Here is a 22302-nt window from a genome sequence, read left to right as displayed (position 1 = left end):
TTTAAGAGTTTAATTCATTATCATCTTCAGAAATCACGCCAAATAAAGATGAACTAAAAATAAGTAATATAAGTCCATAATATAAAACATAGGATGCAAAATGAGCAATATTGGCGCCTTTTACACCATATATATCTATAAAATAAATACTTGTAAGATATAGAATAGCAACAGAAAAAGCCTCGGTAATAATATAATGCCAAAACATTTTTTTAGCTAAAAACTGATAGGCAATAACTATGGAGAGTACTTTTACAAAATCGCCCAATAATTGCCACAAAAACAAATCGGCTACAGGCTCAAACTCTTCCGAAAACACCACTAATACAATTATATGCCGTAATAAATAAATAGCAATTAATCCAGCTGCAAATATTGGAATAATAGATTTATAGAAATTAAAAACTTCAGCACGAAACTCTTTTTTATTATCGATTTCTGAAAATCGAGGCAAAATATATAGTGTTAGCAAAGAAGACACAAACATTAAGTAGTATCTAGAAACACGATTCATAGCTTCCCAAAAACCAGCTTCTTTGAGCCCAACCGTATCAGTAATATAATTTCGTATGGCAATTGCTACAATGGGCAACAAAAAAGCAGAAAAAATAGCCATTATCGAGTAAGAGCTCAATTTTTTAATATACTCTAAACTAATACGTTTTACTTGAACCAAAGGTGCCAAACTACGTCTATTAGCAATACCTACCAGTGTAATAAAAAACAGTAGAGATTCTGAAATTACTACTGAAATTAAAGCACCATCTATACGTTCTTTATAAATTAATAAAATGGTTATGGACAAGCCAAAAATCTGGCCTATAATATTAATAATAATCAGGATTTTATATTTGGAAAACCCATTCAGAATTCCAAAAATGAACATATTCAAGGCATAAAACGGTAATGCAATAGCCATGATTCGAATAACGTATGCATAATCATTATAATAAGAAAACACATAATCATTTAAAGCTTCAGCATTAAAATAACAGAAAAATGAAACAAGAATAGTGGCTATAAAACCCAAATAGAAAACAGTGGAAATTGTTTTACTTAACTCTAAAGTGTTTTCCTTAAATTCGGCAACATATTTCACAATTCCATTATAAAGCCCAAGTATTGAAACGGCCTGAATTGAACTTAAAAAATTACGCAGATTCCCTATTAAAGCCATCCCTTCTGCTCCAACAAATAAAGCAATAGCTTTAGATGTTAAAAATCCAGAAATGATTTTTACAATCATAGAAACCGAGTTTAAAGATGCTACTTTAAACAAGACGTTACTGTTAATATAGTTTAGTAGGCGTTTCAATTAATAGGCATTTAATAGGTTTATAATGGTAGAAACATCTGTCATTGAAAGTATGGGACTTATAGGAATACTCACCACATTTTTGTGCATGGTTTCTGCAATTGGCAGTTTCAAATGGGCATAATCATGTAACGCTATTTGCCGATGCGGAGCAATAGGGTAATGAATTAATGTTTCAACACCATGAGATTCTAAATAGGTAATAAATCTAGTTCTATCGTCAACTGTTACGACAAACAAATGAAACACATGATTTTCAGAACCATCATAAAATGGCAATCTAATTTTAGGGTTTTTAACTCCTTTCAAATACTGATTTGCTATACGGCGACGTTGATTATTATCAGCATCTAAATCTGGTAATTTAATAGATAGAAAAGCTGCTTGCAATGCGTCTAAACGCTTATTATAACCAAGACGCGAATTTACATATTTTTTTTCTGAACCATAATTCCGCAATTCCAAAATAATTTTTGCTAATGGGTTATTATTTGTAGTTACAGCTCCTGCATCACCTAAAGCTCCTAAATTTTTACCTGGATAGAAGCTGAAAGCCGCTGCATCCGAAAGGTTACCTGCTCTTTTTCCAAAAACGTCTTTTGCGCCATGGGCTTGGGCAGCATCTTCAATAACGAGTAGTTTATTATCCTTGGCAATTTGATTGATAGCTGTCATGTTTGCCAACTGACCGTATAGATGAACAGCTAGAATAGCTTTTGTTTTTGGCGAAATATATTTCTTTATTTTATCCGGATCTAAATTAAAAGTCGCGAAATCTGGCTCAACAAATACGGGTTTTAAATCTGCTTGAACAACTGCTAAAATACTTGCTATAAATGTGTTTGAAGGTACTATTACCTCATCACCTGGAGACAACTCCCCTAATACTATATAAGCCTTAAAAATTAGTATTAAAGCATCTAGACCATTACTTACCCCTAAAGCATGTTTGGTTCCACAAAAACTTGCAAAATTCTGTTCAAAAGTTTGCACTTCAGGACCTAAAATATAATTAGCACTTTTTAAAAACTGTTGAAACTTTTCTTGGAACGCAACTTCATAACGTGCATTAATGGCTGGAAGATCTAAAAATTTAATCATAGCATTACGTTGTTTAATTTTTTAAGATTCGCTATTGAAACTGTGTAAAAATCTTGTGTTATACTACGTGCTCCAAAACCTTCTTTCCAATATAATAATCCAGAATTAACCTGTTTACCTTGATTTTCATTAGAAATACCAAAGTCGAAAAAAGGTGTTTCCTTAAATATATTTTTTAAAAGGTAGTCATGTAAAAAATCCAAACTTCCTAACTTATTTTTATCTGAATTTGCCGATATATATTGCGAATGTGCTACACGATTTGTAATAAAAACAGTTGTTCCTGCCACCAATTCAGTTTCTTGATACACATTAAATTGTTTAATATTATTAGGAAATCGTTGGTGTAATAATTTTATTTCCTGCAGAGAATGAACGGGTTTAGTTTGGTGCTTTTCCTTTAGGTTTGGAATAAGGATGGTATTCCAAAAACTATCAAAAAAATTATCATTCTTAACAATCAATTTGTTTTTAACAGCCCGTTTTACACCATCTTTTCTATCCTTTGAAAAAGCTATTTCTTCGGCAGGTTTTACAACAGACAACACATCTCGTCTTGTTAGTTTAGCATCTAACAAAAACATCAGGTAGTCTAATTCATCATTGGGAGCACTTGCGTAAATTTCAGGCAACTGTTTAATTTGCAAAAAATCAAACCCTTCCGATTTGTAGAATTGTAAAAGGTGTTTAAAAATTTCTAAAACTGTTTGGAACTTTAACTTTAAGCCATAAACTAAACCACCATAGGTTAGTCCTTGATGACTAAAAATGGTATTTTCTGTTTTATTAGCAGGAAAAAGGGCAATTGGTTTACTATTTTTAAATACAATAACAGACGCATCTTGAAAGCGATCTTGATGGTAATCCATAAAATCCCTATGAAACAAAAATGTAGCATTTTTAGCTGTATGAACCAATTTATTCCAATGAGAATAATAAGATGGTTCATAAAACTTTACAACATAGTTTGAATTATTTATAGTATAATCTGTCAAAATTTAAATTTATTTACAAGGGGTTTTAAAAACCACCAATCTCTATCTTTAAAATACAATAGAACGCTTATGATGATTAAAAATTCAAATGGAAAACTAAATCTATTATTAGTACCATAGGTTAAAAGCGCCTGAAGTATTGATGCTATAAATATAACAGACATTATGATAAAACCGATATCTATCGTTCTCTTTTTAATAGCTTTAATAATTATAACAGGAACTAGAAGTAAAAATACAAATCGGAATAAATATAAAATGGGTTCTTGTACATACCAAATACCACGAAAAAATTTATTAGCATATTTAAAATTGAAGTCGTTATAATTCCAATAAAGTGTGGGTTTCCAGAAATCACGCCACGAATAGAAAACCACTTGATGCAAATATTCTAAAGGGTTATTGGCTATGGTTACTTTGGCGTATTCGGTTAAAGCTTTAGATAATTCTGAAAACTCCAAACCATATTTATTGTAAGCACCATCATCATAAGCATACCAAATAGACATGGCAATATCCTTATTTTCTTTGATAGCTTTGTTACGATAAGCCACGTAAGGCTCTGAAAGCCATTTAAACTTATCGGGAGACTTTTCTGCAAATCGCACGCAATTTTGAGAAATATAAACACCCATTAGTGTAGTGGATGAAAAATAACCATGATGTTTTTCAATTACTGATGACCATCCTAAATAAGCTAAAACAGGAAATACTAGCATAATAAATCGGGAAGCTAATAATTTTATATTTTTAGGTGCCTTCAAAAACCAAAAACCATATAGTAGAAAAGGGATATACAAATAGAATGGTTTGGTAAGTACCAAATACCCAAATAACAAACCAAGTATAACGTGCATAACAAACGTTTGTTTGTTTAATGTTATTAAGTAAAAAACTAATGTTATTAATAAGAGAATAAAAGACTCCATTAAAATAGCGGTCTCAAAAAAGTATATATGAATGAATGTTTGTAGAAACAGTGTGATATATAAACTTTGCTTTTTAGAAAATCTTAAATTTTGTAATAGTAAATACCACAGTATTGCTGTAATAACGCCTAATAGAAATTGATAAAAAACCGTTACATACAAATTACCAAAGGATAGTGCTATAATTAAAGCGTAACCTGGTGTTCGTGCACCATCATAACCAGAATAGCTTAAAGCGGCAATGTGTTCGGCTAAATCAATATAACCAGAGCTATCTGGATAAATTGTTACATGGGTGTAAAAAACAAAAAACAGCAACAAACGTATCAATATGCCAAAGCTACTAATATATAGTATATTTTTATCTTTTATCATAACAGGTAAATGGTATTAAACTTAAAGAATGAGTAATTTAAAATTACCAGTTGGTAGTAATTTGTTTGTCGGTAAAATAAATAACCTTTCTGCTGGCTGTTTGTTTATTTAAAATATTTAATTGAAGAGACCCTAAAACAAAAACACCTATACTTATTAATAGGGAATTAAACAGTGTGGCCATTAAAGTACTACTCCAGCCTGGCACAGCAACGTTTGTTACATATTTCTTGTAAAGAATAAAACCCGTTAAAATAATAATGCCCAAAATTAAAAACATACACAATTTTATAAAGATAAAAAGTAGGCTTTGTGCATTTTCAACAAAAGAGTTTACTGCATGATAAAATAAGTTTTTAAATCCCATTTTGGATTCGCCCGAAATTCGGTGACTACGATCCCAAGTGACTTTGGTTTTAAAACATTTCTGATTATCTAGAAATGCTGCTAAATGTACAAAGGAATTTTCGGTAGCAGTAGTAACCAATTTGGGGCTCAACATACAAAAATTACCAAAATTTAATCGCTTACCGATAACCACCTTAAATAAATTTTGGTATAACCTATAAAAGAATTTAAAACGCCAGTTTTCATTCCGTTTTCCACGGATTACTTGCACCAAATCTTTATCTGTATGTTTCAATATTTCTTGTATGGCTCCAGGATCATCTTCACCATCGGCATCCATGATAATCACATTATCAAATTTTTTAGTTTCTACAAATAATAAGCCTTGCTGAATAGCTTTTTGGTGTCCCACATTAAAATTCAAGGCTAATAACACAGCATTTATAGAGGGTGAATTAATTTTCAAACTTTCAATTCTGGTTTTTGTGTCATCTAAGGAGCCATCATCAATATAGATTAATTCAAATAAAAAAGGTAGTTTTTCTAATTCTGAAACCAAGTGATTCGTTAGAATCTCAATTCCTGAATTTTCATTAAAACAAGGCAACAGAATGGCTATTTTTTTCATACACTCTTATAATTCAAAAATATAGTTTCTTTATTTAACAGTTTTTTTTACAAACAAATTCATCGGCTCTTTAATATACTCATTGATACCAAAAAGTGCATCTTTCGTAAATAGGAATATACGTTTTATTAGCTTGAAGTTGTTTCAAATAAATTTGGCTTAATTTATCTAGTCTGAAAATACAAGCACTAAAATACTTATTATTTTAAAACATTTGGTTGTTGTAAAAATATTATTAGTTTATATTTCAAACTTAATTATTAATAGTTTGTAAATGCCAAGAAAATGGAGCATAATTTATAAAAGAAGTGTTGAAATTATTATATATATAATGGTTCTTGCCATTTGTATTTTCCATGATGCTATATATTCTCCTGATACTCCCAGCTATATAAATGCAAATATCTTTAGATCTCCTGGCTATCCCATTTTTGTACGTATTATTAAGGTTATTTCGCAAGATTATTTTAATTTTTTTATAGTTTTAATTCAAACATCATTAGGTCTTTTTGCTGTTTATACTTTTTCATCAATAGTTCAAAGAACATTTCGATTGAATTTTTTATTGAGAATATTTTTAATACTCCTTTTAATTTTTCCTTTTTTAGCTCCTCTTCAAGTGGCAAATAATATAAGTTCTGAAGGATTAAGCTATCCTTTATATTTATTTTTTCTATCACTTTCTCTAAACTTTTTGTTCCTAAAAAAAAACACACATTTCTTTTACTTAATAATTTGCTCCATACTACTTGCTTTAACCAGAGGACAGTTTTTAATTCTTCCTGTTGTTCTAGCTATTGTTTATTTTTTAAAAAATAAGGCAATTATTTTTAATCGAGCTTATTTTATAAAATTCATCATATTATTAGTAGTTCCTTTAGGCTCAATACTATTAGATAAATCATATCACAAAATAAAAGACGGCTTATTTATCTCCACTCCATTTACATATATAAACGCTACTGCATCCGCATTGTATATTAGCACACCCGAAGATGCTAACAGCTTTGAAAACAAGGATACCAAAATCATTTTTAAGGATTGTTATGCATTTATATCCAAAAACAAATGGCTCTTATCTAGTGAAGATAGAATTAACAATGTCGAAGATTATGAGCACTTTCATAAAAATCTAGGTAAGATTTGCAATTTAACGCTACATGAGCGTGGTACTACATATTATTTAAACCAAAACAAAACAATTGTAGAAGCACGATATTTGGTAGAAAAAACAGCAAAAAATATGTTTTTCACATTGGTGACAAATAATTTTAAAGAATGGATTCGTTTGTTTTATAGTAATTTAATCCATGGGTTTAAACATCATTTGGTACTTTTCTTCATTCTATCAATAACTATTTTAAGTGCTGTTTACACGTTTAAATCGGCTAACAAATACGTTTATATTTTATTGTTTTTATCTGCCTTAATACTATCTAACGCACTAGTAGTTGCCTTTGCTAGCCATTCTATCATGAGGTATTTGTTTTATAATTATTCACTGTTTTTTTTAATCCTCGTATCAATTTTTAAATTTATAAAAGATGTCAGAAAAAATTGAATTATCTATTGTTATGCCCTGCTTAAATGAGGCAGAAACTTTAGAGATTTGCATTAGAAAAGCTCAAAATTTTTTAAAACAAAATCAAGTTCATGGTGAAATTATAATTGCGGACAATGGTAGTACTGATGGTTCGCAAAAAATTGCGAACTCTCATAATGCCAAAATAATTTCAATATCAGAAAAGGGTTACGGAAGCGCCTTACGTGGCGGTATAGAATCTGCATCGGGAAAGTATATTATTATGGCAGATGCAGATGATAGTTATGATTTTGAATCACTTCAACCATTTTTATCAGCCTTAAGGTCAGGATCAGATTTTGTCATTGGCAATCGTTTTAAAGGAGGTATAGACAAAAACGCCATGCCTTTTTTACATAAATATCTGGGAAATCCTGTTTTATCATTTTTAGGTCGCTTATTTTTTAAAATAAAAATAGGTGATTTTCATTGTGGCTTACGCGGATTTTCTAAAGAGGCATACTTAAAAATGAATTTAAAAACTACGGGTATGGAATTTGCTTCAGAAATGATTGTTAAAGCCAAACTTAATAATCTCTCCATTATTGAAGTTCCAACAAAACTACATAAAGATGGCAGAAGCAGACCACCACATTTAAACACATGGCGCGACGGCTGGAGACACCTTCGCTTTTTATTATTATACAGTCCAACTTGGCTATTTTTAATTCCTGGAATAATTTTAATGGTTATAGGTTTTTCAGTTTCAACATTATTAATTATTGAACCCTTAACCATTGAGTATATCATGCTTGATATACACACCTTATTGTATACATCCAGTATGATTCTTATTGGATTTCAATTTATTGTATTTTATGCATTAACTAAAATATACGCTGTTGAAAATGGCTTACTACCCAAAAGTAGCCGGTACCACAAACTGTTTAAGTATATAAATTTAGAATTAGGTTTACTTGTTGGTGGGTTGTTATTGATCTTTGGACTACTATTAAGTTTCTATGGTTTCTCCATATGGAAAGACTCGCATTTTGGCAACTTAAATCCATCACATACATTTCGAATAATAATACCAGCTGTTTTTACAATATTATTTGGTATGCAAATTATTTTTTTTAGCTTATTTTTTAGTATTCTGGGCTTAAAAAACAATCAGGATGACTAAAGTCTTATACCGCTCTTTTTTTAGGTAAATAAATGACTATTTTTTATTTATAGGTGTTCACTAATTATTTGAAATAAAAAAAAGAGGAACCTTTTTACAGACTCCTCTTAATTTAGATTATTTATTAACTAAATTTTATTAGAAATTTTTGTTACGCTTTCTTTCAACTTCTGTTAAGAAAATTTTACGCAAACGAATGTGGTTTGGAGTTACCTCAACATATTCATCTTTTTGAATGTATTCTAAAGCTTCTTCTAAAGAGAATTTAATTGCAGGTACAATTTTTGCTTTATCGTCTGCACCAGAACTACGAACATTACTCAACTTTTTCGTTTTTGTAACATTAACAGCCATATCATCACCACGAGAGTTTTCTCCAATTACTTGACCTTCATAAATATCTTCACCTGGATCAACAAAAAACTTACCACGATCTTGTAATTTATCAATAGAATAAGGAATAGCTTGACCTTTTTCCATTGACACTAAAGAACCATTTTGGCGTTCTGGAATTCCACCTCTTAAGGGTTGGTATTCTTTAAAACGGTGTGCCATAATAGCTTCACCAGCTGTAGCTGTTAATAATTGGTTACGTAAACCAATAATCCCACGTGATGGTACTAAAAACTGACAAACCATACGGTCGCCTTTAGCCTCCATACTCGTCATTTCACCCTTACGCATCGTCACCATTTCAATGGCTTTACCGGAAACGTGCTCTGGTAAATCAATAGTCATTTCTTCAATTGGCTCACATTTAACACCATCAATAACCTTGATGATTACTTGTGGCTGACCAATTTGTAATTCATACCCTTCACGACGCATGGTTTCAATTAAAACTGATAAGTGTAAAACTCCACGACCAAAAACCATAAATTTATCAGCACTATCTGTTTCTTCTACGCGCAATGCTAGGTTTTTTTCAAGCTCTTTATATAAACGGTCTTTTATATGACGAGACGTTACAAATTTACCATCTTTACCAAAAAATGGCGAGTCGTTAATGGTAAATAACATACTCATAGTTGGCTCATCAATAGCAATTGTCTTTAATCCTTCAGGATTTTCTGCATCGGCAACTGTGTCACCAATTTCAAAACCTTCAAGACCTACAATGGCACAAATATCACCTGCTTGAACTTCATCAACTTTTTTACGTCCTACACCTTCAAAAATATGTAGTTCTTTAATTTTATTTTTTACGATACTTCCGTCTCGTTTTACTAGCGATATATTTTGGCCAACTTTAAGACCTCCACGTGTTAGACGACCAATAGCAATTCGACCAGTAAATGACGAAAAATCTAAAGATGTAATTAACATTTGTGTATTTCCTTCTTCAATTTTAGCATACGGAATATGCTCGATAACCATATCTAAAAGTGGTTCAATATTATCTGTTTCTATTTTCCAGTCGTCACTCATCCAGTTATTTTTGGCTGAACCATAAACAGTTGGAAAATCTAACTGCCACTCCTCTGCACCTAATTCAAACATTAAATCAAATACCTTTTCATGCACCTCATCTGGAGTACAGTTTTCTTTATCTACTTTATTAACAACCACACAAGGCTTTAAACCTAAATCGATTGCTTTTTGTAATACAAAACGTGTTTGAGGCATTGGACCTTCAAAGGCATCAACCAATAATAAAACCCCATCTGCCATGTTTAATACACGTTCTACTTCACCTCCGAAATCGGCGTGACCTGGTGTATCTATAATATTAATTTTAGTATCCTTGTAAATTACAGATACGTTTTTAGACGTAATGGTAATACCACGTTCACGTTCTAAATCGTTATTATCTAAAATTAAATCACCAGTGTTCTCATTTTCACGAAACAATTGACAGTGATACATAATTTTATCAACCAATGTTGTTTTACCGTGATCGACGTGAGCAATGATTGCTATATTTTTTATTTGAGCCATAATTAGTGCCTTATTTTAAGCGCGCAAATGTACGTTAATTTATAATGGAAATAAACATCAAAATCAATAAATGTTAAACACCTTGAAATATAAGGGTTATATATTTATTTTTGTAAGATTAATCTGTACTTTAACGCCATAAACGGTGAGAAATATTTCTGGATAGTAATCTCCAAAATCTATTTTACTTTCGTTAATAATTTGTTATAGTCTGTTTTTAATATACGAACAATTTGTATATTTCGTTGTATAATAATTGATAGTAAATATAACTTTCCCTCGATTAATAGCAAAAAAGAGGCTTTTATTTACTACGAAACATCGGTGTAAAACCTAATTTTTTGTAGACATGAAACCATTAAATCAATATTACAAATTTATTCCCTATTTATATTTTATTGCAGCCATAGCCTATTGGTTTACGGATGTAAATAAGCAAGAAGGTATATCTGCCTATCCCATTTTATTGTTTGCCGTTCCTTTTATTTGGCAACTTTTTAAACCTAGTAAACACCTTAACTTTACGCTCGGTATTGTGTTTGTATGTTTATCATCCTATATGATACTTGCTTATTTATCAGATTTGTTTAAAATCATTTCATTTTCTGAAACCGTTAAAAGCTTTATCATTGTTGGAGGTCTTTTTGTTTTTACCAATTTTGCCATGTCATTATGGATGATACGAAATAGCATTAAAAAGACTTTTTAAATGTGTATCTTTGAAGCTTAAAAATTAGTCCAAATGACACTTAAAAGCGTTCCAAAAATAAAACACACAGAATCTGATAACTTTTTCTTACTGGCAGGACCATGTGCCATTGAAAGTGAAGAAATGGCGCTGCGTATTGCAGAAAGAATTCTGAACATAACCAATAAACTTGAAATTCCGTTTATATTTAAAGGAAGTTTCAAAAAAGCAAATCGTAGTCGTATTGACAGTTTTACAGGAATTGGAGACGAAAAAGCACTTAAAATTCTAAAAAAAGTATCTGACACATTTGATATTCCTACAGTTACTGATATTCACGAAGTTGCAGATGCTAACATGGCTGCTGATTTTGTAGATGTTTTACAAATACCTGCTTTTTTGGTACGCCAAACGGATTTAGTGGTTGCTGCAGCCCAAACTGGCAAAGTAGTAAACTTGAAAAAAGGGCAATTTATGAGCCCTGAATCTATGAAACATGCCGTACAAAAAGTGAAAGATTCAGGTAGTACCAAAGCTTGGATAACGGATAGAGGAACCATGTTTGGATATCAAGATATGATAGTCGATTTTCGTGGTATCCCAACCATGCGTGAATACGCACCAACTATTTTGGATGTCACCCACTCACTACAACAACCTAATCAATCAGCAGGTGTAACAGGTGGTCGTCCAGAAATGATTGAAACTATTGCTAGAGCTGGAATTGTAAATCATGTGGATGGTTTATTTATTGAAACCCATTTTGACCCAGCTAATGCCAAAAGCGATGGCGCTAATATGCTACACCTAGACAATCTGGAAAAGCTATTAACTAATTTAGTTGCTATTAGAAAAACAGTACAAAATCTATAAAATTTAGTTACTTTTGAGTACTGGATAAAAATATTGTAGCAGTTTTGTTAAGACATTTGAATTATCACGGTAATTCAGTACACAACAAAACTGCTACTTTTTTATATCTAAAGGTTAAGGAAATCATTTTTCTTACGTCCAAGCATTCAACTAACTAAATTTATACCAACGAATGATAGTAAACCCAACTAAAATGCTAGTAATAGTATTTTTTAGCATTTTTAATTGGAGTGCATTTTCTCAAAAAGATTCAACTTCACGTTACACAGCCTTTAACAAAGGTAAAATATTTTTAAGTTGGGGAGGCAATAGAGAGGCTTTCACAAAGTCTGATATCACTTTTAAAGGTGATAATTACCATTTCACACTTCAAGACGTGGAAGCTCATGATAAACCAAAAGGTTGGCATATAGATTATATTAACCCAACACGTATTACCATTCCACAAACCAATTTAAAAGTTGGCTATTTTATAACTGACAACTACTATATTGCATTTGGTGTGGATCATATGAAATATGTAATGACCCAAAATCAATATGCCAATATAAATGGTTATATTAACTTACCAACTGATGAACCTGGTGCTTTATATAATGGCAATTATCAAAACGAACAAATTAAAACCACGGAAGATTTCTTAACCTTTGAACACACCAACGGATTAAACTACGTGTATTTGGAATTTGGAAGATTTGATGATTTATCATTTGTATTTGGAATCAAGAATACAGATATAATTCAAATTAATTTAACTGAAGCTTTAGGTGCTGGTGTTTTATACCCAAAAACAAACACCAAATTATTACAAAAAAACCGCTATGATGAATTTCATATATCTGGCTATGGCGTGTCTTTAAATGCAGGATTAAATTTAACGTTCTTCAAACATTTTTTTATTCAGGGTGATTTAAGAGGTGGGTTTATAAATATGCCAGACATCAAAACAACAAGTAATCCTAATGATAGTGCATCACAACATTTTATGTTTATTCAAAGTGTTATATCTTTAGGAGGTATATTTAGAATATAATCATGATTGAAATAAGAGAGGCCAATTTAACTGATTTACCTGAAATAACAGCGCTTTTCAGGAATACCATTACACATATTAATTCCAAGCACTATACTGAAAATCAAATAGCTGTTTGGGCATCTGGAGCAGATAATGAAAAGAAATGGAAAGCTCGCATCGCAAAAAATTATTTTATTGTTGCCGAACAGCATAATACCATTGTTGGATTTGCCTACTTAACACAAGGCAATAATTTAGATGGTTTGTTTGTGCATAAAGATTTTCAACGACAAGGCATTGGCGCTAAATTATTACGGGTTATAGAGTCGCAAGTAATCATGACTGGCTACAAAGAAATAAAATCGGACGTTAGTAAAACAGCCCTTCCTTTTTTTGATGATTACTACTACGAAGTTGAAAAAAAACAGCTTAAGCATCTAAAAGGTGAAGTTTTTGAAAATTATGTTATTTATAAAACCTTGTAGTTACTTCCAAAACGATTTGTGTTTATGCTCATAAACTTCGTTTAGAATATCTATTAAAACAGAATCATTAACGCCATCTAGAGTTTTATACCGGAGCGATTTGACTATTTTACGCTTTTCTGAAACTAAATACTGATCGAATTTTTTAGATATATATGCCGAATGCCAAAAACCAACATCCACATAATCTTTACTTTGATTGATATAACAAATAGGCCGTTTTCCAATATAATAACACGGCAATTTCCACTTAAATTTTAAGTCAGCTGTTGGCAAAGTATGCTCTATAACAGCCTGAAGATGCATCAAAATAGACTTAAAGGGCTCCGGTTTATTTAATATGTAGACTTCAGCTGGTTTCATCATTAGTTTATTGGCACTTTCAAATTTAACAATAAATTATCAGTTACATTTAAAAATAAAATATTAACTTTGTTTTTCAAAGTACTTTTATATGGAGTCAAAAGATTATTTAAAGGATATAAGTGAAATAAAACATTTAATGAATAAATCCTCACGGTTTATTTCCTTGAGTGGATTATCTGGTATTCTTGCTGGAATATATGCACTTATTGGTGCTGGTTTTGCTTATTGGCTAGTTAAAACTTATAGCAACGGCACGCTGCTTCTGGACGGTACTATTTTTAAACTTGTATTAATTGATTTATTTCTAGTTGCTTTTTTTAGTATTGTTACTGCAATTATACTAACAACAAGAAAAGCAAAAAAACAAGGTGAAAAAATATGGGATGGTACATCCAAAAGATTAGTTGTAAATTTTTTAATTCCGCTTTTAGTAGGCGGTTTATACATTCTAATTATTTTAGGTCAACAAAAGTATGGGCAAACAGGTGCATTAATGCTAATTTTTTATGGATTAGCATTAATTAATGCTTCTAAATATAGTATTGGAGACATTCGCTATTTAGGCTTTATTGAAATTATAATTGGCCTAATATGTGCTTTATTTCCTGGATACGGATTTTGGCTTTGGATATTAGGATTTGGCATCATGCATATTGTTTATGGCACCTGGATGTATTTAAAATACGATAGAAAACAACCTTAAAAATAACACCTATGACTGTACAAATTAAAAGAAAAATAATTTCTGTAGTAATTACAATGATTCTATTAGCCATCCCTTTGGTGGCCATGCAGTTTACAACAGAAGTAAATTGGAAACTCTCCGATTTTATTGTAGCCGGAATATTAGTATTGGGTACACTCTTGATGACGGATTATATTCTGCAAAAAACAAAAAGAAAGAACATCCGTATAGGGCTAATTGGACTAATGATTCTTATTTTCATTACAGTTTTTATAGAATTAGCTGTTGGTATTTTAGGAACACCTTTTGCTGGCAATTAATACTATTTTTTTACAAATTAAATCTAGCGCAACTAGATATTCATGAGTATAATAAACAACATAAATAAAGTTTTTGATCATAGAATCCGTTTAGGCATCATGTCTGTACTGATGGTAAATGAGTATGCAGACTTTAATATGTTAAAAGACCTTTTAGGTGCTACAGATGGCAATTTAGCTAGCCACACCAAAGCATTGGAAAAAGCTGAATACATTTCTGTAGAAAAACAGTTTATTGCTAGAAAACCTAATACGCGTTATGCCACCACAAAACTAGGCAGAATGGAATTTAAAAAACATATTGAAGCCCTTGAAACCTTAATACATAAAACGTAAAATTTAACTTCGCTTAACGAGCACTATTTTTTTATCAATTTACTTTGTATTTCAAAGTACTTTAAAATAAACCATATGAATCACACAAACAAACCGCATCAAAACAAATTTGGAACCTGGATTAAAACATCCATAACAGCTAGAATGCTCATGGTAGGCTTTTTAGTTATAATGCTACTAATTCCCTTGTCATTTATAAATGAGTTGATAGCAGAACGCTCCCGAAGACAGCAAGACGTTGTTAGTGAAATTAATGATAAATGGGGAAATAACATATTGGTTTTTGGCCCCATTTTAAAGCTACCTTACAAAACCTATACTGAAACAAAAACCTTTAATGAAAAAACAAAAACCTATTTTACTGAAACTAAAACAAATATTAACCACGCTTATATATTTCCAGAAAATTTAAACGCAACCGCTGATGTTAATTCTAAAACACTCAAACGTGGTAATTTTGAATCGGCTGTATATACATCAAATATGACATTTAACGGTCATTACAGCAAGCCGGAACTCGAACTTAAAGGCATCAAGGATGCTGATATAATTTGGGACAAGGCGAGCATCATTATAAAAACCTCCAATTTAAAAGGCATTAAAAATGATGTAAACCTGAATCTGAACGATACCAATTATAAATTTGAAACCAATTTTACCGATAATACCAATCACTATTCTGGAAATTTGGACGAATTGGAATCTGGCTTTTTAAATGAAACCGATGTTCCAAAATCCCAAGCTGTTTCATTTAGTTTTAGCATGGCATTCAATGGTAGTCAAGACATTCAAATTGTGCCTATTGGAAAAACCACTTTTATGACTATGAGTTCCAATTGGGCAGACCCGAGTTTTATTGGTAATTTTCTACCTAATGATGAAACAAAGCATATATCAAAAGACGGTTTTAAAGCTCAATGGAAAGTGCTTCATATTAATCGGGCATTTTCCCAACAGTATCTAAATAAAATCCCAAACCTAAACCAGTTTGCATTTGGAACCAAGTTTATGGTTATGGTTGATGAATATCAAAAAAGTGAACGCTCTGCAAAATATGGCTTTTTGGTTATTGGATTAACGTTTTTAGTATTCTTTCTTATTCAAACCCTAAGCAATATAAACATCCACCCCTTTCAATATTTAATGATTGGCTTAGCATTAACCATGTTTTATACATTGTTGGTTTCTATTTCAGAACACAGCAACTTTTTAAAAGCGTATTTGGTTGCTGGAGTAGCTGTTATTGTATTAATTACTATCTATTCAAAATCCATTTTGAAAACCATGAAATTCCCACTATTTATTGGCTTTTCTCTAACAGCTCTATACACATTTATTTATGTTATTATTCAATTAGAAAACTATGCCCTTTTAGTGGGTAGTATTGGTCTGTTTCTAATATTAGCAAGCGTTATGTTTGTTTCTAGAAAAATAGATTGGAATAACGATTAAGTTTGGTTGGTAACGCAAGCCTCACTCGGCATATCATGTATATTGAGTGAGGTTTATAAAAAAAAACAAATATATGAACGAGTTACAAAACTTCGGAAAAATAACCGCTTTAGCTAGCTTTGTAGCAGGCTCTACCATATTTGCATTGTATTCATATTTTGGTGAGCCAGATTTCCCAATTCAAATTGGAATCCTATTTGTTATAGGAGCACTCGTTATAAATACTGCCATTGTTTTAGTTTTAATTGGTGCGGCATTATTAAAGTCTGAAAACAGAATAGAATTACTAAAAACATGCGGAATTATGTTGTTAAATATTCCAGTCGTCATTTTATATTTCTACCTTCTCTTTATTATCTAATTATTTAAAAATACTTATGACACGCTATTTTAATAAAACATATTTTTTAGGCTTTTTGATATTATTTATAATTGAAGGACTCATTGCATACTTTCTAAAGTCAGGTTTTATCCGTCATACATTTGGCGATTTTCTTATTGTAATCCTACTTTACTGTTTTACCAAAAGTTTTATAAAAACCAAACCACTTCCCGTTGCTATTAGCGTACTTGTTTTTGCGTTCATTATAGAGTTTTTACAAATGGGAAACCTATTAAAACACTTACAGCTTCAAGATCATTCAGTTGCTATTCTCATCTTAGGAAGCACATTTCAAACAACTGATTTAGTTGCTTATACTTTAGGGATTTTTACCGTTTTGATTTTTGAACTTAAACTTAAAAACTTATGAGTACCCTAAAAAAACATATTATAAAACGATTTAAAATCCTATCTCTACTAACCATATCCATGACATTGAGCATGGGATTATTAGTAATCAGAATGAAACTTACCCAGTCCTTCTTTCTTATTTTTTTAGTTTGGAATCTGTTTTTAGCTGCCATTTCGTATGCCATATCTACATTTATAATAAGCAAACCCAAGATTTCAAAACCCTCATTAATTTTAAGTGGAAGTATTTGGTTATTATTTCTACCAAATGCACCCTATATAATTACAGATTTATTGCATTTAAAAATTAGTTCTAATAAACTTTTATGGTTTGATGTTTTACTGATAACATCATTCGCCTACAACGGATTGATGCTATTTTTCCTGACACTAATGGACATGCAAAAATTACTTTTAGCACACATTAAGAAATCAATTGTTAGCTATGGTTTTCCGCTTATATTTTTACTAACTGGATTTGGAGTTTATTTAGGTCGATTTTTAAGGTATAACTCGTGGGAAATACTCAATAAACCAATTCAACTATTAAATGATAGTCTGAATATTTTATTAACACCCAATCTTCATAGAGAAGCATGGTTATTTACCTTTGCATTTGCTGCATTTTTAGGAATTGGATTTAGTCTGTTTTCAACATTTCAGAAAACAGATGAACGCTAATCCTCCCGATTCTTTTCTTGAATTTTTCGAACAATATTGGCTGCCATATTTCTAGGAATAAAACGCGGTAAGGTTCCTAGTATTTTATTAATACCTCCAGGAATGGCTACGCATTTACCCTTCATCATGGATTTATAACCGTAAGCAGCAACGGCTTGGGCACTGGCCATATTAAACGTAATTTTATTTTCTGAAGAATTACTAGCCACCACCTGTTGAAACGATGTTTTTGTAGGTCCAGGACACAAGGCGGTAACCGTTACACCTGTTCCTTTAAGCTCGTTGGCAATTGCTTCTGAAAACGATAAAATATACCCTTTCGTAGCATAATACAAACTCATTAATGGACCAGGTTGAAAGGCAGCCAACGAGGACAGGTTTAATATTTTTCCAGAACCTCTTTTCACCATACCTTCAACCACCAATTTAGTTAAATGCGTAGTTGTTAGTACATGCAAATTTAACATTTCAGATTGGCGCTCCCACTCCACTTCATGAAAGGCACCAAAACAACCAAAACCAGCATTATTAACCAACGCATCAATTTCAACATCGCCTATTTCCGACATGATTTCTGAAGATATATTAATTTGACTTAAATCCTTGTCCAATATCTTCACAGAAACAGAAAATGAATTTTCAATGTTCCGTTTAGTTGCTTCAAGTTTTTCAGCATTAATATCTACCAATATCAAATTATAACCATCTTTGGCAAACAATAGTGCCAATTCCAGCCCCAATCCTGATGCACCTCCAGTAATTAATGCGGTTTTTTTCATAATCCAATAATTAATTGCCGTTTACATAATCCTGTAAATACGCAAATCGTTTGGTCAGTTTACCTTGGTCGGTAATTTGGGCACGTTTTAAAATTCCTCGCTCATCATTATTGAAAAAAGCAGGAATAACGTGGTCTAAAAACATATCGCCAAAACCTTCACTAGCGTCTTTTGGTAATTCACAAGGTAAATTATCTACAGCCATTACCGTTATAGCATTTTTAGCATTAAAAGAAACTTCGCTTTCCGTTTGCGCATCATATCCGTAAAACGGATCTGCAATGGTTGATGCTCGCAAGGTAGAAGCTACTGGACCATCAACATCACAACTAATATCCGCCACTAAATTTATTTTAAAATCCGCATGTTTTGCATCATCTCTGGTAAATAAGTAAGGCGCATTATTTCCATAAAAATGCCCTGCAATAAAGAAATCTGTTTCTTTAGCATAGGGCATAAAATTACTTTCATAACCTGTTGGGTCCTTATAAAACTCATGTTTAAAACCTACTTTACCATCTTTCCGTCTGTTATATTCCATAACATCGGCCATGACATAAACAGGTTCCGCAAACTTACTGGTTAAATACAACGCATCACTAACCTCTTTAATTTTTAAATGATCTAGAATTTCTTTGGCTCCATAAGCTACTTTTCCAGTTCCAGTTAGTAGTATTTTAATATTAGGCAGCGTAATTTTATCTAATTCGGCTTTTACAGCATCTAAATCTGCCAAGGTTTCTACTTTTGGTAAGTTAAACAACCCATCACGCAAACCTAACGCCCGAAACCCATTGTATGCACCAACCAATCCGGCATAACGACCAAAGCCTATAAGTCTAGCACCACTTTGTTTAACAATCGTTTCGTGGTCATACATATCAATATTTTGCTCCAACATAGCCAATAAAAGCTTCCTGTTATAAGGCTGTTTTTTAATGGTATGCGAAAAGAAAAAGTACTTTTTATTTGGAATTAAATTGGCAATTGGCACTTCTTTAACGCCCAGCATAACATCGCAATGGCTCACATTATCAGTAACGGTAAAACCAAGTGCTTGGTAAGCAGAATCTGGAAAAATCCGAATATCGCTAGATTCCACAATAAATTCCGCTTGAGGAAATTGCTTTCGGGCTTCAGCCAATTTTTCAGGTGAAAATACCACACGTCTATCTGGTGGATTTTTACGTTCTTTTATAATGGCAAATTTCATGAATACTCTTTTATTATATTTTCGTTTACCAAACCCAGTCTGTTTATAAAAACGAAAAACGCGTTAATACTTAACTGACACATTTACCGAATAAAATTTTGGTACATGTTTTGCACGAAAATACATGGAATTCGATTGTTGCACAACTTTTTTTTGGTAACTTCGCCTTCCTTTTCAGAAAAATTATAAAAACGTTTTTTTGAACTAGGTTTCCAATGTAAATTTGGAAAGCACCGAAAGTAGCAACCAACATATTGCTACTGTATGAAAATGGGGTCGACTGGTTTTGACAGCGAGATCACTCATTTGGTAAGCACGTCGTGTAATGACTTTGAAACACGTAAAAGGCTAGGTCACACTTTTAAACGGCGAGAATAACTACGCTTTAGCTGCGTAATCTGAATTACAGTAAGATTGTGCTAGTTCCTACTAGGTAGGAAGGCTAAATGTCTCCTGAAAGCCTTGATTAACGGCGTTCTATTAGAGGCATCGTAAAAGTTAATATAGCATACATGGCGCTTTGATGTGTATGTGAAACTAAAAAAGATAAGGTGTTAGTAGGTTGTCTTTAACCAGCTAACACACGAAAAACCAAGAAAAGAATAAACGTGTAGAAAGCCCTTTGATGGCTTGTTTGGACGAGGGTTCGATTCCCTCCGACTCCACAATTACTCGCAACATGGTTGCGATTTTAAACATAAAAAGCGCAACAAGTTTTACTTGATTGTGCTTTGTTGTTTATAAGCGCTTGGACTGAAAGTACAACAGGTTGCATTTACAACATGGGAGACATTGGGAACAACGCAGTTAATCTCGACGACTCCACAATTACTCGCAACATGGTTGCGATTTTAAACATAAAAAGCGCAACAAGTTTTACTTGATTGTGCTTTGTTGTTTATAAGCGCTTGGACTGAAAGTACAACAGGTTGCATTTACAACATGGGAGTCATTGGGAACAACGTAGTTAATCTCGACAACTCCACTTCAAACCCTGTATTAAATTGACTTACACGGTTTTGTTTTTTTTAGTTGACAATTTGTTTTAGTTGTTTTTAAGATTTTTAAACTTAAAAAAGCTTCAATCCATTACAGGTCTTAATAAAAAACCCGATTAAATTATAATTAAAATTACGTAGAACTACGTATGCATAAACTTATTGGAAATGATTAGATTTGGTGTAGATATAATAGATATATACACACCATTACACATACACATACGTTGTAACACATTTGAAAAAAAACCGTGAATGTATAAAATTTCGAGAATAGCAAATAAAGTTTTTTATTACATATTAGGTATTTCACTTTTACTCGGAATCGCAGTTTTCGGATTTGGAATTTTTAAGAACCTTTATCTTTTAGTTGGTTATTCATTCGTCTATTTAATAATTCCTTTATTTACATTATCGCTATTAACATTGCTCATTTCGAATTTTAAAAAATTTGGATTTTTAAGCGGAATTAAAGAATCGAGTGTTAATATTTTCGCGTTAATGTTATGTTCAGCTCTAATCTATTTTCTTCAATCCTTTGCATTTGAAAAAAGTAATCGGATTAATGTAAAAGTCATTAACAAAACTGAACTCGGAATTTCAAATATTACGCTAATTGGTCGGAATGCAATGACTAAAATTGACACGTTAGCACCTGACGAAAATGAGACTAAAATTTTTAAAGGAAAACGAATCAACTATAAAACGGAAAACGATTATGAAAATGAAATTCGTTTACTTTACTATTTCGACAATAAATGGAGGGAAAATAAAATATTGAGCGGATTTAGTAGATGGCGTGTGATAGATAAAGATTGGGAAATCAAAATCCATAGTGCTGATTCGATTGAATTAAAGCAAAAATAAAAACGTTTTACAACAACGTGTATAATTAATTGCTTTGGTCGTTGTTTATTTGGAAAATTCCTTCGGAATTTTCTCGCGTTCGTTTTTGTTTACTAAATTAGTTGCTTAAACACGCAACTAACCATACACAAAACCGTTGGCAGTAATGTTGACCCGTCCTGAATAAAGGCTACATAATTTTAAACATTATGTACAAAAATGACAAAGTAATTAGACGGTATTCAGAACCTTTTAAACTGAAAATTTTAGACGAACTTACCACTGGAAAACTAAACAAGTATCAACTAGGTAAAGCCTACGGTATTGCACCTACTACCATTAATGAATGGATAAAAAAGTACAACCGTAAAGACCTTATGAACACTAGAATAACTGTGAAAACAAAAGATGAAATAACACGTATTAAAGAACTGCAAAAAGAGATTGAACAGCTTAAAAAACTCTTGCTAAAAAAGGATTTAGATGCTATGGTAC

Annotated in this window: 25 protein-coding genes and 1 other RNA gene; 16 read left to right on the top strand and 10 right to left on the bottom strand. The window is 31.7% G+C overall.

Translation table 11 applies throughout. The features are described 5' to 3' along the window. Nucleotide 1: 1 nt before the first annotated feature. The 6 genes from BM239_RS13485 to BM239_RS15325 all read right to left on the bottom strand — a co-directional run bounded on the left by BM239_RS13485 (nucleotide 2) and on the right by BM239_RS15325 (nucleotide 6371). Nucleotides 2–1315, bottom strand: coding sequence for an O-antigen translocase (locus BM239_RS13485; RefSeq protein ID WP_092209532.1), 1314 nt, complete (start codon nucleotides 1313–1315; stop codon nucleotides 2–4). Continuing rightward, nucleotides 1316–2416, bottom strand: a complete 1101-nt coding sequence (locus tag BM239_RS13480) for a DegT/DnrJ/EryC1/StrS family aminotransferase (protein WP_092209530.1) — start codon at nucleotides 2414–2416, stop codon at nucleotides 1316–1318. Beyond that, nucleotides 2413–3411 carry a GNAT family N-acetyltransferase gene (locus BM239_RS13475; RefSeq protein ID WP_245758244.1) on the bottom strand — a complete coding sequence of 333 codons (999 nt, stop codon included), beginning with the start codon at nucleotides 3409–3411 and terminating at the stop codon, nucleotides 2413–2415. The genes BM239_RS13480 and BM239_RS13475 overlap by 4 nt, the downstream gene beginning before the upstream one ends. Then, complete coding sequence (locus BM239_RS13470; protein ID WP_092209528.1) at nucleotides 3408–4715, bottom strand: glycosyltransferase family protein; 1308 nt, start codon at nucleotides 4713–4715, stop codon at nucleotides 3408–3410. The genes BM239_RS13475 and BM239_RS13470 overlap by 4 nt, the downstream gene beginning before the upstream one ends. Before the next feature lie 43 nt (nucleotides 4716–4758). Further along, nucleotides 4759–5691 carry a glycosyltransferase gene (locus tag BM239_RS13465; protein WP_092209526.1) on the bottom strand — a complete coding sequence of 311 codons (933 nt, stop codon included), beginning with the start codon at nucleotides 5689–5691 and terminating at the stop codon, nucleotides 4759–4761. 476 nt (nucleotides 5692–6167) lie between these two features. After that, nucleotides 6168–6371: a hypothetical protein gene (locus BM239_RS15325; protein WP_143094930.1), complete on the bottom strand. Its 204-nt coding sequence runs from the start codon at nucleotides 6369–6371 to the stop codon at nucleotides 6168–6170. 14 nt (nucleotides 6372–6385) lie between these two features. On the opposite strand from BM239_RS15325, the gene BM239_RS13460 reads away from it, so the two are divergent. Both BM239_RS13460 and BM239_RS13455 read left to right on the top strand, forming a co-directional pair. Beyond that, entirely contained in the window at nucleotides 6386–7252 is an 867-nt protein-coding gene (locus tag BM239_RS13460; RefSeq protein ID WP_143094929.1) for a hypothetical protein, read from the top strand. Next, nucleotides 7236–8399 carry a glycosyltransferase family 2 protein gene (locus BM239_RS13455; RefSeq protein WP_092209522.1) on the top strand — a complete coding sequence of 388 codons (1164 nt, stop codon included), beginning with the start codon at nucleotides 7236–7238 and terminating at the stop codon, nucleotides 8397–8399. The genes BM239_RS13460 and BM239_RS13455 overlap by 17 nt, the downstream gene beginning before the upstream one ends. Nucleotides 8400–8537: 138 nt before the next feature. Here the strand turns inward: BM239_RS13455 and typA are convergent, their stop codons facing one another. Continuing rightward, the gene (typA, locus tag BM239_RS13450) at nucleotides 8538–10337 is read right to left on the bottom strand and encodes a translational GTPase TypA (RefSeq protein WP_177209047.1); all 1800 of its coding nucleotides are present in this window, start codon (nucleotides 10335–10337) and stop codon (nucleotides 8538–8540) included. 349 nt (nucleotides 10338–10686) lie between these two features. On the opposite strand from typA, the gene BM239_RS13445 reads away from it, so the two are divergent. The 4 genes from BM239_RS13445 to BM239_RS13430 all read left to right on the top strand — a co-directional run bounded on the left by BM239_RS13445 (nucleotide 10687) and on the right by BM239_RS13430 (nucleotide 13398). Continuing rightward, a complete protein-coding gene (locus tag BM239_RS13445) occupies nucleotides 10687–11046 on the top strand; it encodes a hypothetical protein (RefSeq protein ID WP_092209518.1) in 360 nt (119 codons plus the stop codon). Between the two features lie 33 nt (nucleotides 11047–11079). Continuing rightward, nucleotides 11080–11898 (top strand): 3-deoxy-8-phosphooctulonate synthase, encoded by an 819-nt coding sequence (kdsA, locus tag BM239_RS13440; protein WP_092209516.1) that lies wholly within the window; start codon nucleotides 11080–11082, stop codon nucleotides 11896–11898. Between the two features lie 193 nt (nucleotides 11899–12091). After that, complete coding sequence (locus BM239_RS13435; protein ID WP_245758243.1) at nucleotides 12092–12931, top strand: hypothetical protein; 840 nt, start codon at nucleotides 12092–12094, stop codon at nucleotides 12929–12931. A gap of 2 nt (nucleotides 12932–12933) precedes the next feature. Then, entirely contained in the window at nucleotides 12934–13398 is a 465-nt protein-coding gene (locus BM239_RS13430) for a GNAT family N-acetyltransferase (RefSeq protein WP_092209512.1), read from the top strand. Here BM239_RS13430 and BM239_RS13425 read toward each other — a convergent pair whose 3' ends face one another. Continuing rightward, nucleotides 13399–13764, bottom strand: coding sequence for a DUF1801 domain-containing protein (locus BM239_RS13425; RefSeq protein WP_317042742.1), 366 nt, complete (start codon nucleotides 13762–13764; stop codon nucleotides 13399–13401). It abuts the gene before it with no gap. Nucleotides 13765–13852: 88 nt separating this feature from the next. On the opposite strand from BM239_RS13425, the gene BM239_RS13420 reads away from it, so the two are divergent. The 7 genes from BM239_RS13420 to BM239_RS13390 all read left to right on the top strand — a co-directional run bounded on the left by BM239_RS13420 (nucleotide 13853) and on the right by BM239_RS13390 (nucleotide 17971). Beyond that, entirely contained in the window at nucleotides 13853–14467 is a 615-nt protein-coding gene (locus BM239_RS13420) for a hypothetical protein (protein ID WP_092209508.1), read from the top strand. Between the two features lie 11 nt (nucleotides 14468–14478). Then, nucleotides 14479–14769 carry a hypothetical protein gene (locus BM239_RS13415; RefSeq protein ID WP_092209505.1) on the top strand — a complete coding sequence of 97 codons (291 nt, stop codon included), beginning with the start codon at nucleotides 14479–14481 and terminating at the stop codon, nucleotides 14767–14769. Nucleotides 14770–14811: 42 nt separating this feature from the next. Next, a complete protein-coding gene (locus BM239_RS13410; protein WP_092209503.1) occupies nucleotides 14812–15105 on the top strand; it encodes a winged helix-turn-helix domain-containing protein in 294 nt (97 codons plus the stop codon). A 75-nt stretch (nucleotides 15106–15180) separates the two neighbouring features. After that, nucleotides 15181–16557, top strand: a complete 1377-nt coding sequence (gene creD / locus BM239_RS13405; protein WP_092209501.1) for a cell envelope integrity protein CreD — start codon at nucleotides 15181–15183, stop codon at nucleotides 16555–16557. 73 nt (nucleotides 16558–16630) lie between these two features. After that, nucleotides 16631–16918 (top strand): hypothetical protein, encoded by a 288-nt coding sequence (locus BM239_RS13400; RefSeq protein ID WP_092209499.1) that lies wholly within the window; start codon nucleotides 16631–16633, stop codon nucleotides 16916–16918. 16 nt (nucleotides 16919–16934) lie between these two features. Further along, nucleotides 16935–17309, top strand: coding sequence for a ribosomal maturation YjgA family protein (locus BM239_RS13395; RefSeq protein ID WP_092209497.1), 375 nt, complete (start codon nucleotides 16935–16937; stop codon nucleotides 17307–17309). Beyond that, nucleotides 17306–17971 carry a DUF1361 domain-containing protein gene (locus BM239_RS13390; RefSeq protein ID WP_092209495.1) on the top strand — a complete coding sequence of 222 codons (666 nt, stop codon included), beginning with the start codon at nucleotides 17306–17308 and terminating at the stop codon, nucleotides 17969–17971. Before BM239_RS13395 ends, BM239_RS13390 begins: the two co-directional genes overlap by 4 nt. Here BM239_RS13390 and BM239_RS13385 read toward each other — a convergent pair. Then, nucleotides 17968–18750, bottom strand: coding sequence for an SDR family NAD(P)-dependent oxidoreductase (locus BM239_RS13385; protein ID WP_092209493.1), 783 nt, complete (start codon nucleotides 18748–18750; stop codon nucleotides 17968–17970). The genes BM239_RS13390 and BM239_RS13385 overlap by 4 nt on opposite strands. Before the next feature lie 10 nt (nucleotides 18751–18760). After that, nucleotides 18761–19963 carry an NAD(P)-dependent oxidoreductase gene (locus BM239_RS13380; RefSeq protein ID WP_092209491.1) on the bottom strand — a complete coding sequence of 401 codons (1203 nt, stop codon included), beginning with the start codon at nucleotides 19961–19963 and terminating at the stop codon, nucleotides 18761–18763. 272 nt (nucleotides 19964–20235) lie between these two features. Here BM239_RS13380 and ssrA point away from each other — a divergent pair. The 3 genes from ssrA to BM239_RS13365 all read left to right on the top strand — a co-directional run. Next, nucleotides 20236–20631, top strand: a transfer-messenger RNA (tmRNA) gene (gene ssrA, locus BM239_RS13375). Between the two features lie 585 nt (nucleotides 20632–21216). Then, entirely contained in the window at nucleotides 21217–21828 is a 612-nt protein-coding gene (locus tag BM239_RS13370) for a hypothetical protein (RefSeq protein ID WP_092209489.1), read from the top strand. Nucleotides 21829–22016: 188 nt separating this feature from the next. Beyond that, nucleotides 22017–22302: transposase (locus tag BM239_RS13365; protein ID WP_092209487.1), on the top strand; the 286-nt coding region annotated here is incomplete at its 3' end.

The organism is Algorimicrobium echini (assembly GCF_900115185.1).
GTDB classification, from domain to species: Bacteria; Bacteroidota; Bacteroidia; order Flavobacteriales; family Flavobacteriaceae; genus Algorimicrobium; species Algorimicrobium echini.
This window is presented reverse-complemented; position numbering and strand designations above follow the sequence as displayed.

Coding starts and splice junctions, on each gene's coding strand:
- BM239_RS13435 (WP_245758243.1), top strand. CDS start 12,092: ATGCTAGTAATAGTATTTTTTAGCATTTTTAATTGGAGTGCATTTTCT.
- BM239_RS13480 (WP_092209530.1), bottom strand. CDS start 2,416: ATGATTAAATTTTTAGATCTTCCAGCCATTAATGCACGTTATGAAGTT.
- kdsA (WP_092209516.1), top strand. CDS start 11,080: ATGACACTTAAAAGCGTTCCAAAAATAAAACACACAGAATCTGATAAC.
- BM239_RS13425 (WP_317042742.1), bottom strand. CDS start 13,764: ATGATGAAACCAGCTGAAGTCTACATATTAAATAAACCGGAGCCCTTT.
- creD (WP_092209501.1), top strand. CDS start 15,181: ATGAATCACACAAACAAACCGCATCAAAACAAATTTGGAACCTGGATT.
- BM239_RS13370 (WP_092209489.1), top strand. CDS start 21,217: ATGTATAAAATTTCGAGAATAGCAAATAAAGTTTTTTATTACATATTA.
- BM239_RS13400 (WP_092209499.1), top strand. CDS start 16,631: ATGAACGAGTTACAAAACTTCGGAAAAATAACCGCTTTAGCTAGCTTT.
- typA (WP_177209047.1), bottom strand. CDS start 10,337: ATGGCTCAAATAAAAAATATAGCAATCATTGCTCACGTCGATCACGGT.
- BM239_RS13445 (WP_092209518.1), top strand. CDS start 10,687: ATGAAACCATTAAATCAATATTACAAATTTATTCCCTATTTATATTTT.
- BM239_RS13420 (WP_092209508.1), top strand. CDS start 13,853: ATGGAGTCAAAAGATTATTTAAAGGATATAAGTGAAATAAAACATTTA.
- BM239_RS13465 (WP_092209526.1), bottom strand. CDS start 5,691: ATGAAAAAAATAGCCATTCTGTTGCCTTGTTTTAATGAAAATTCAGGA.
- BM239_RS13415 (WP_092209505.1), top strand. CDS start 14,479: ATGACTGTACAAATTAAAAGAAAAATAATTTCTGTAGTAATTACAATG.
- BM239_RS13385 (WP_092209493.1), bottom strand. CDS start 18,750: ATGAAAAAAACCGCATTAATTACTGGAGGTGCATCAGGATTGGGGCTG.
- BM239_RS13430 (WP_092209512.1), top strand. CDS start 12,934: ATGATTGAAATAAGAGAGGCCAATTTAACTGATTTACCTGAAATAACA.
- BM239_RS13395 (WP_092209497.1), top strand. CDS start 16,935: ATGACACGCTATTTTAATAAAACATATTTTTTAGGCTTTTTGATATTA.
- BM239_RS13455 (WP_092209522.1), top strand. CDS start 7,236: ATGTCAGAAAAAATTGAATTATCTATTGTTATGCCCTGCTTAAATGAG.
- BM239_RS13390 (WP_092209495.1), top strand. CDS start 17,306: ATGAGTACCCTAAAAAAACATATTATAAAACGATTTAAAATCCTATCT.
- BM239_RS13470 (WP_092209528.1), bottom strand. CDS start 4,715: ATGATAAAAGATAAAAATATACTATATATTAGTAGCTTTGGCATATTG.
- BM239_RS13410 (WP_092209503.1), top strand. CDS start 14,812: ATGAGTATAATAAACAACATAAATAAAGTTTTTGATCATAGAATCCGT.
- BM239_RS13380 (WP_092209491.1), bottom strand. CDS start 19,963: ATGAAATTTGCCATTATAAAAGAACGTAAAAATCCACCAGATAGACGT.